Consider the following 1,541-nt stretch of genomic DNA (forward strand, 5'->3'; position numbering starts at 1 on the left):
TCCAGCCGGCCGATCCGCACATCAGGATCCCCCGCGACCGCCTCCAGCAACCGAACAAAACGCGCAGCGATCCCCTCAGCAGTCTCCCGGTCAAACAGATCACTCGCATACTCCAGAAAACCATCCAACCCCGCCGGAGCACCATCAACACCGAACCGCTCCACCAACCCCACCGACAAATCAAACTTCGCCACCCCCCGAGAAACAACCTCCGCCTCCACCCGCAACCCCGGCAACTCCACCACCGGCCGAGGATCCCCCTGAACCGTGAACAACACCTGAAACAACGGATGCCGCGCCATCGAACGAACCGGATTCAACACCTCAACCAACCGCTCAAACGGCAAATCCTGATGCTCCAACCCAGCCAAATCCACATCCCGAGCCCGCCCCACCACCTCACGGAAAGACGGATCACCCGACACATCAACCCGAAACACCAACGTATTCACAAAGAAACCGACCAACCCCTCCAACACCTCATCACCACGCCCCGCCACAGGACTACCCAACGGAATATCCGAACCCGCCCCCAACCGCGACAACAACACCGCAAAACCAGCCTGACCCACCATGAACAAACTCGCACCACACACCCGAGCCACATCCAACAACCCACCATGAACACCAGCACTCAAACCAAAACCAACCAACCCACCCCGATGACTCGCCACCACCGGACGCAAACGATCGAACGGCAACACCAACTCCTCAGGCAACCCCTCCAAAACCCCACGCCAATACTCCAACTGACCACCCCCAAAACTCCCCGAATCACCCTCCTCACCCAACAACTCACGCTGCCACAACGCATAATCCACATACTGCACCGGCAACACCGACCAACCAGGAACCCCACCACCACACCGAGCCCGATACGCCTCCAAAAGATCACCCAAAAACGGCACCACCGACTCACCATCAGCCGCAACATGATGAATCACCACCGACAGAACATGAACCCCCTCCCCCACACCGAACAACCGAACCCGAAACGGCACATCAACCGAAAGATCAAAACCCACCCCCGCCATCTCCTCCAAACCAGCCTCCAACCCCCCAACACCAACCCCAACCACCGACAAACCCACATCCACCCGATCCACACCCAACACCACCTGACACGGAACACCCCCCACATCCGGAAACACCGTCCGCAAACTCTCATGCCGACCCACCACATCACCCAAAGCCAGCTCAAGCGCCCCCAAATCCAACTCACCCAACAACCGCACCACAAACGGAATATTGTACGTACCCCCCAAACCATCCAACCGATTCAAAAACCACAAACGCCGCTGCGCAAAAGACAACGGCACCACATCCGGCCGCACCACCCGCACCACACCCGACCGAACACCCCCACCACCACGCCCCACCAAACCAGCAACCGAAGGCCACTCAAACAAATCCCTCACCGAAAAACGAACACCCAACACCCCCTCAATACGACTAATCAAACGAGTCGCCAACAACGAATGCCCACCCAAATCAAAGAAACTGTCATGAATCCCCACCCGAGGCACCCCAAGAACCTCAGC

Annotated in this window: 1 protein-coding gene; it reads right to left on the bottom strand. The window is 58.1% G+C overall.

The genetic code is table 11. The annotated features are described in order from the left end of the window. A partial coding sequence (locus IE247_RS33865; protein WP_229869527.1) for a condensation domain-containing protein occupies positions 1–1,517 on the bottom strand: 1,517 nt, incomplete at its 3' end. Between the last annotated feature and the right edge of the window lie 24 nt (positions 1,518–1,541).

It is taken from the genome of Streptomyces inusitatus (assembly GCF_014651115.1).
GTDB lineage: Bacteria > Actinomycetota > Actinomycetes > Streptomycetales > Streptomycetaceae > Streptomyces > Streptomyces amakusaensis.